A 7149-nucleotide genomic window follows, 5' to 3' on the forward strand; every position below is an offset into this window, starting at 1 on the left:
CGTTGATGGCGATTGTCTTAATGACCCGCTCCGGCTCAGGCCGGACCAGATCGATGGCCAACAATCCGTTCTTCAGATCCGCACCAAGCACCTGCATCCCCTCCGCCAGCACGAAGGTGCGCTGGAAGTGGCGCGCGGCGATGCCGCGATGGATGTACTGCCGGGTCTTGTCGTCCTGCTGCCGGCCGCGGATCACGAGCTGGTTTTCCTCGACGGTGACGTCGAGCTGGTCGCGGGTGAAGCCCGCCACCGCCAGGGTGATCCGTAGCTTGTCGGGGTCGCCATTGGCGCGTTCGCAGCGCTCAATGTTGTACGGCGGGTAGCCGTCGGCCCCCTTGACGACGCGGTCGAGCGCACGCTCGATCTCGTCGAATCCGAGCAGAAACGGACTGGACAACGAAGGAACACGAGACATCACAAAGTCCTCTCGAAGCGACTTTGAGGGGGTCCTTGCGGCACCCCGCTGATCGGGCGGCACCGCGCCGTCCGGTCGAATAAGCATATGGGAAGCAGGGAATGCCGGTTCAAGGAGTGGCGAAAGCCCGATATGGACCAGCCGCTTAGGCCGGAATCGCCAGCCGGCGGCGGCCGTCGGCGCTGAACAGATGCAGGCTGGCTCGGGGCGCAGCCACCGTGATCCGCTCGCCGATCGCCGGCGCCGTCTGGCCCGGCACCCGAACGATGACCTCGCCCGTCGGCAGCTCGCCGGGTCTGGCAGCCACCTCCGCGGTCTCCGAGGCGCCGCCCCGGGTTCCATAAACGAAGGTTTCCGGCCCGACCCGCTCGATCGCCTCGACGGTCAGGGCGAGCGACAGCCCGCCTGCGCCCGCCGGCGCTGCGCCGATCACCAGATCCTCCGGTCGCACCCCGAGGATGCCCGCCTCGGCCGCAGCGCCTCCTGCGAGGCCCTGCAGCTGTCCTCCCGCCATCGGGATCAGGTTCATCGGCGGCGCCCCGATGAAGGACGCCACGAAGGTCGTGGCCGGCTTGGCGTAGACGTCCAGCGGCGAGCCGATCTGCTCGACCACGCCGCCATTCATCACCACCAGGATATCCGCCAGCGTCATCGCCTCGAGCTGGTCGTGGGTGACGTAGATTGCGGTCGTGGCCAGCCGGCGCTGCAGCTTGCGGATCTCGACCCGCATCGCGACGCGGAGCTTGGCGTCGAGATTGGACAGCGGCTCGTCGAACAGGAAGACCTTGGGCTGGCGTACGATGGCGCGGCCCATAGCCACACGCTGGCGCTGGCCGCCGGACAGTTGCCGCGGCTTGCGCTGAAGCATGGAGCCGAGTTCGAGGATGCGCGCCGCCTCCTGAACCCGCGCGTCGATCTCCGGCTTCGCCATGCCGCGGTTGCGCAACCCATAGGCCATGTTGTTGTAGACGCTCATATGTGGATAGAGCGCGTAGTTCTGGAACACCATGGCGATGTCGCGGTCGGCCGGCTCGACCTGGTTGACGACACGGCCGCCGATGTCGATCTCGCCCGCCGTGATCGTCTCCAGCCCCGCGACCATCCGCAGTAGCGTGGACTTGCCGCAGCCGGAAGGGCCGACCAGCACGCAGAACTGGCCGTCACCGACCGCGAAATCGACGCCCTTGATGGCCTCGAAGCCGCCCGGATAGGTCTTGCGGACATTACGGAGAACGACGTCGGCCACGATTACTTCTCCGTCTCGACCAGTCCGCGCACGAACAGCTTCTGCATCAGCACCACCACGGCGACCGGCGGCAGCATCGCCAGAACCGCGGTCGCCATCACGATCGGCCACTCGGTGAGCGCATCCGACGTCACGATCATCTTGCGGATGCCGACCTGGATGGTCTGCATGTCGTCGCGCGTGGTGATCAGCAGCGGCCAGAGATATTGATTCCAGCCGAGAATGAACAGGATCACGAACAGCGCCGCCATGTTGGTGCGCGACAGCGGCAGCAGCGTATCCCAGAAGAACCGCAGCGGCCCGGCGCCGTCGATCCGCGACGCTTCGAGCAACTCATCCGGCACCGTCATGAAGAATTGCCGGAACAGCAGCGTCGCGGTCGCGGACGCGATCAGCGGCAGCGTCAGGCCCGCATAGCTGTCGAGCAGATTGAGGTCGGCGACGATCTTGTAGGTCGGATAGATGCGGACTTCGACCGGCAGCATCAGCGTGATGAAGATGATCCAGAAGATCGTCATCCGGAACGGAAAACGGAAATACACGATCGCATAGGCAGAGATCAGCGAGATCGCGATCTTGCCGACCGCCACCATCATGGCCATCACGAAGGAGTTGAACAGCATCGTGCCGACCGGCTCGCGGGTGGTGCCCGAAGTACCGACGAACAGCGTCTGGTAATAGGTCTCGAGGAAATGGCCGCCCGGCAGCAGCGACATCTGGCCGTTGGCGATGCTGGCGTTGTCCTGGGTCGAGGCCACGAAGGCCAGATATACCGGGAACGCCACGATCAGCACGCCGGCCCACAGGATGGCGTGCGGCAGCAGGTTTCCGAAGCGGCGGTGCTCGACCATCAGTAGTTCACTTTGCGCTCGACGAAGCGAAACTGGAACGCCGTTAGCGCGATGACGATACCCATCAGGATCACCGACTGCGCTGCCGAGCTACCGAGATTGCCGCCGAGCAGGCCGTCACTATACACCTTGTAGACCAGCGTCTCGGTCGCTTTCGCGGGTCCGCCGCGCGTGATGGTGTCGATGATGCCGAACGTTTCGAAGAACGCGTAGACGATGTTGACGACGATCAGAAAGAAGATGGTCGGCGACAGCAGCGGAAAGACGATGGTCCAGAACCGTCGCATCGGCCGCGCGCCGTCGATCGCCGCCGCCTCGATCACGCTCGATGGAATCGCCTGCAGCCCGGCGAGGAAGAACAGGAAATTGTAGGAGATCTGCTTCCACGCCGCGGCGAGGATGATCAGCGTCGCCGCCTGATTGCCGTCGAGCAGCGGATTCCAGTCGACGCCGAGATTGCGCAGCCCGTGCGCGATCACCCCGAGCGACGGATTGAGCATGAACACCCACAGCACGCCGACCACCGGCGGCGCCACCGCATAGGGCCAGATCAGCAGCGTGCGATAGAACATCGACCCGCGCAGCGGCCGGTCCGCCATCGCGGCAAGCAGCAGCGCCAGCGACAACGACGCCAGCGCGATCGCGAACGAGAACGCGAAGGTGCGCAGGATGGCGGCGAAATAATCAGGGTCGGCCAGCAGCTCCTTGTAATTCTCGAACCACACGAACACGGTCGACAACCCGAACGCATCCTGCAGCAGGAACGACTGGATCACCGCCTGCACGGCCGGCCAATAAAAGAACACCAGCACCACAGCCAGCTGCGGCAGCACCAGCAGATAGGGCAGGAATTTCGATTGGAAGACGGCGTTCTTCTGCATGGCTAACTCCCCTCCCCCCGCTCTTGCGGCGGGGAGGGGTCGGGGGTGGGGGGAGCAGCGCGCACGGCGTTTGTGATCGTCTGCATCACGCCGTCGATATTGTTCAGCACATCGTTGTTCCAGAACCTGAGCACGCGATAGCCGGCAGCATTGAGATAGTCGGTTCGAACGATATCAGAGCCCGATCCGTCGTGCTGACCGCCGTCGACTTCGATCACCAGACGGAGGGTGTGAGAGGCGAAGTCGGCGTAGTAGGGACCAATGGTGGCTTGGCGACGGAAGTGCGCTTTGGCGAACGCTGGCTGGCGTAGTTGCTGCCACAGCTTGCGCTCGGCGTCCGTCGGATTTCGACGAAGGCTCCGGGCTCTTTGGACGCGGTGATCGACGGTGCGTGCCATCGGCTTTCGTGCCTTGGACTTCCCCCCACCCCCGACCCCTCCCCGCCGCAAGGGCGGGGGGAGGGGAGGAAGAGAGCGCGGTGTGAGCAACTACCTCACCGCCGTCTTCTCGAACTGCCGCAGCATCGTGTTGCCGCGGGTCACCGCGGCGTCCAGGGCTTCCTTGGCGGTCTTCTTGCCGGCGAGGGCTTGCTCGATTTCTTCGGCCCAGACGTCGCGGAGCTGGACCATGTTGCCGAGGCGCAGGCCGCGGGAATTTTCGGTCGGCGGCTTGTTGGTCAGTTCCTTGATGGGCGTTTCGAGATAGGGTTGGTCCTTGTAGAAGCCCTCGGCCTTGGCCTTCTCGTAGGCCGCCTTGGTGATCGGCAGATAGCCCGAGGCCTTGTGGATCGCGACCTGGCGGTCGGTATCCGACAGGAAGGCGAGGAACTTGGCGACGCCTTTGTATTCCTCCGGCGTCTTGCCGCCCATCACCCACAGCGAGGCCCCGCCGATGATCGAATTCTGCGGCGCATCCTTGACGTCCGGGTAGTACGGCATCGGCGCGTTGGTCCAATTGAACTTGGCCTGGTTCTTGACGTTGCCGAAAAAGCCCGACGAGGTCAGGAAGATCGGGCACTCGCCGGAGGTGAATCGACCCTCGCCGGTGTTGGTGCGGCCGGAGTAATCGTAGGTCTTGTCCTTCTGCAGCTCGATCAGCTTTTCGAGATGCTTGATCTGCAGCGGGCCGTTGAATTCGAGCTTGGTGTCGAAGCCGTCGAGGCCGTTGGCCTTGCTGGCCAGCGGCACGTTGTGCCAGGCCGAGAGCTGCTCGAGATTGGCCCAGGTGACCCAGGCGGTCGAGAAGCCGCAGGTGGCGTAGCCGGCGGCCTTGAGCTTCCTGGCGTCGTCGAACACCTCGGGCCAGGTCTTCGGAATCTCGGCGATGTCGGCCTTCTTCAGCGCGTCGAGATTGATCCACATCACCATCGACGACGAGTTGAAGGGGAACGACAGCATTTCACCCTTCGAGGTCGAGTAGTAGCCGGTGATCGCCGGCAGATAGGCGTTCGGATCGAACTTCTCGCCGGTCTCCTGCATCAGCTTGTAAACCGGCTTAACCGCGCCGGTGGCCGCCATCATGGTGGCGGTGCCGACTTCGAACACCTGCATGATGGCCGGCGCGTTGCCGGCCCGGAACGCCGCGATGCCGGCATTCATCGTGTCCGGATAGCTGCCCTTGTAGGTCGGGACGACCTTGTAGTCGCTCTGCGAGGCGTTGAAGTCGTTGGCGAGCTTGACGACGACGTCGTTGTTGCCGCCGGTCATCGCGTGCCACCACTGAATTTCGGTGACGGCCTGCGCCGGCGAAGCCAGCACAAGCGTCGTGGCGACGGACGCGGCGAGCGCCGTCAGGCTGAAACGGAACATCATCAAGTACCTCCCGACCGAGCGGTCATCTTCGTGTGCGCGCGCGGTAGCAGCGCCGGATGACAGTCACATGACCCTTCTAGGCGAGAGGACCGTATCGGGGAAGCAGCACCGCTGCAAAGCGGTGAAAAAGACCAACGCGCCGTGCGGCGGCGCAGCAGAGTCGATCCATGACTCTGCTGCGCTCGCTGCTAGCGCTTGCGTTCGGGGCCGCTGACGGTGCCGGCTGCCTTGAGCTTGGCGATGTCGTCCGCCGAATAGCCGAACTCGCCGAGCACTTCATCGGCGTGCTGACTGAAGGTCGGCGGGATGTGGCGCAGGCTGGCTTTGGTCCGATCGAACCGGATCGGCGAGGCGATGCCTTTGTACCAATCCTTCTCGATGATATCGCCGCGCGCCTTGACGTGATCGGACGCCAGCGCCTTGTCGATCGCCTGCACCGGCCCGGCCGGCAGACCGGCGGCGAGGAGCTTGCGGCACAGCGGTTCGGCGTCGTGATGCGCGAGGATCGCCTCCAGTTCCGCACGCAGCTCGGCGCGATTGACGACGCGGTCGCGATTGCGCGCGAAGCGCGGATCGGTGCCGAGCTCCGGCCGGCCGAGTTCGCGGCACAGCTTGCGGAACGTGCCGTCGTTGCCGACGCCCATGAAGATGTTGCCGTCGCGCGCTGGGAACACCGAATACGGATAGAGATTCGGATGCTCGTTGCCGGTACGCGCCGGCGGCTTGCCGTGAATGAAGAAGTTCGCGGCGTGCGGATGCATGATGGCGAGACCGGTTTCGAACAGCGTCGCTTCGACGAACTGGCCGAGCCCGGACTTCTGCCGCTCGAGCAGGGCCATCAGGATGCCGGTGCAGGCGTAGAGACCGGTCGCCATGTCGACCAGGGCGACGCCGATGCGGGTCGGGCCGCTCTCGGGCGTGCCGGTCGATTCCATCAGCCCGACCATCGACTGGATGATCGCGTCGTAGCCAGGGTGGCCGCCGTGCGGGCCATCGCCGCCGAAGCCGGAGATCCGGCAATGCACCAGCTGCGGAAATTTCGCCCGCAGCACGTCGTTGCCGATGCCCCATTTGTCGAGCGTGCCGGGCTTGAAGTTCTCGATCATGACGTCGGCGTCTTCGAGCATCTTCATCAGCACGGCGCGGCCGCCCTCGGACGCGAGGTCGAGGCCGATCGAACGCTTGTTACGGTTGGTGCCGATGAAATACGCCGCATCGTCGTCGTGGAAGGGCGGGCCCCAGTCGCGAGTCTCGTCGCCGGCCGGCGGTTCGACCTTGATCACATCGGCACCGTGATCAGCGAGGATCTGGGTGCAATACGGGCCGCCGAGCACACGCGACAAATCGATCACGCGCAAACCGGCAATAGCGCCGGACATCTGGGGAGGAATCATCAGGGCTTTCTTGTCGAAGCTTTGGGTGGGAGGCCCAATCTATCGGTCACAACCGCTTCTTGGCAAATGCCCGGCCAGACGCTGACTTAAGGTAGCGCTCGAACGCTACCGCTTGGCGTGCGTCGGCGAACGCCACGTAAGTCTTGATGTGCCAAGGCCGGAATTTGGAGGTGTGCGGCACCTCGCCGGCGTTGTGCTTTTCCAGGCGACGGGAAATATCATCGGTGAGGCCGACGTAGAAATGCTCGGCATCGTCGCTTTGTAAAATGTAGACAAACTTCATCCGCCGCTCCTGGACGCAGCAGTTCTTCAAAATCGCATTCTTCTAAAAAATTGGAGCCGGTGGGCTCGGAGCCGATGATCGCCTAGCCGAACGCGCCTAACTTCGCTCGCTTCACTACAAGTATGCTGGACTTGCCAAGCCGAAGCTTGCGCGGCCGAGCGTGCCCGGCTTCGCCCTTCGGGCTACGCCGCGGCAGCCTTCGCTTGCTTCGCCACGATAGGTTTCCGGGCTACCGAGCGTAGCTTGCGCGCCCGAGCGTGCCCGGCTT

The 7149-nt window shown here is 64.1% G+C and carries 8 protein-coding genes; all 8 read right to left on the reverse strand.

Annotated features, from left to right (window positions below; translation table 11 throughout):
* The coding region (locus tag I5M_RS28215; RefSeq protein WP_040771947.1) for an Hsp20 family protein at positions 1 to 415 on the reverse strand (415 nt) is incomplete at its 3' end.
* Between the two features lie 145 nt (positions 416 to 560).
* Positions 561 to 1661 (reverse strand): sn-glycerol-3-phosphate import ATP-binding protein UgpC, encoded by a 1101-nt coding sequence (locus tag I5M_RS28220; protein ID WP_022724463.1) that lies wholly within the window; start codon positions 1659 to 1661, stop codon positions 561 to 563.
* Positions 1662 to 1663: 2 nt separating this feature from the next.
* Positions 1664 to 2512, reverse strand: a complete 849-nt coding sequence (gene ugpE / locus I5M_RS28225) for a sn-glycerol-3-phosphate ABC transporter permease UgpE (RefSeq protein WP_022724464.1) — start codon at positions 2510 to 2512, stop codon at positions 1664 to 1666.
* Positions 2512 to 3393: a sn-glycerol-3-phosphate ABC transporter permease UgpA gene (ugpA, locus tag I5M_RS28230; protein WP_022724465.1), complete on the reverse strand. Its 882-nt coding sequence runs from the start codon at positions 3391 to 3393 to the stop codon at positions 2512 to 2514. Before ugpA ends, ugpE begins: the two co-directional genes overlap by 1 nt.
* A 2-nt stretch (positions 3394 to 3395) precedes the next feature.
* Positions 3396 to 3791 carry an endonuclease domain-containing protein gene (locus I5M_RS28235; protein WP_031337896.1) on the reverse strand — a complete coding sequence of 132 codons (396 nt, stop codon included), beginning with the start codon at positions 3789 to 3791 and terminating at the stop codon, positions 3396 to 3398.
* 90 nt (positions 3792 to 3881) lie between these two features.
* Positions 3882 to 5204: a sn-glycerol-3-phosphate ABC transporter substrate-binding protein UgpB gene (ugpB, locus tag I5M_RS28240; RefSeq protein WP_022724467.1), complete on the reverse strand. Its 1323-nt coding sequence runs from the start codon at positions 5202 to 5204 to the stop codon at positions 3882 to 3884.
* Between the two features lie 188 nt (positions 5205 to 5392).
* Positions 5393 to 6598: a CaiB/BaiF CoA-transferase family protein gene (locus I5M_RS28245; RefSeq protein WP_022724468.1), complete on the reverse strand. Its 1206-nt coding sequence runs from the start codon at positions 6596 to 6598 to the stop codon at positions 5393 to 5395.
* 46 nt (positions 6599 to 6644) lie between these two features.
* Entirely contained in the window at positions 6645 to 6881 is a 237-nt protein-coding gene (locus tag I5M_RS28250) for a GIY-YIG nuclease family protein (protein WP_022724469.1), read from the reverse strand.
* Between the last annotated feature and the right edge of the window lie 268 nt (positions 6882 to 7149).

Source organism: Rhodopseudomonas sp. B29 (assembly GCF_000333455.1).
Lineage (GTDB): Bacteria > Pseudomonadota > Alphaproteobacteria > Rhizobiales > Xanthobacteraceae > Rhodopseudomonas.

Coding starts and splice junctions, on each gene's coding strand:
- ugpE (WP_022724464.1), bottom strand. CDS start 2,512: ATGGTCGAGCACCGCCGCTTCGGAAACCTGCTGCCGCACGCCATCCTG.
- ugpA (WP_022724465.1), bottom strand. CDS start 3,393: ATGCAGAAGAACGCCGTCTTCCAATCGAAATTCCTGCCCTATCTGCTG.
- I5M_RS28235 (WP_031337896.1), bottom strand. CDS start 3,791: ATGGCACGCACCGTCGATCACCGCGTCCAAAGAGCCCGGAGCCTTCGT.
- ugpB (WP_022724467.1), bottom strand. CDS start 5,204: ATGATGTTCCGTTTCAGCCTGACGGCGCTCGCCGCGTCCGTCGCCACG.
- I5M_RS28245 (WP_022724468.1), bottom strand. CDS start 6,598: ATGATTCCTCCCCAGATGTCCGGCGCTATTGCCGGTTTGCGCGTGATC.
- I5M_RS28250 (WP_022724469.1), bottom strand. CDS start 6,881: ATGAAGTTTGTCTACATTTTACAAAGCGACGATGCCGAGCATTTCTAC.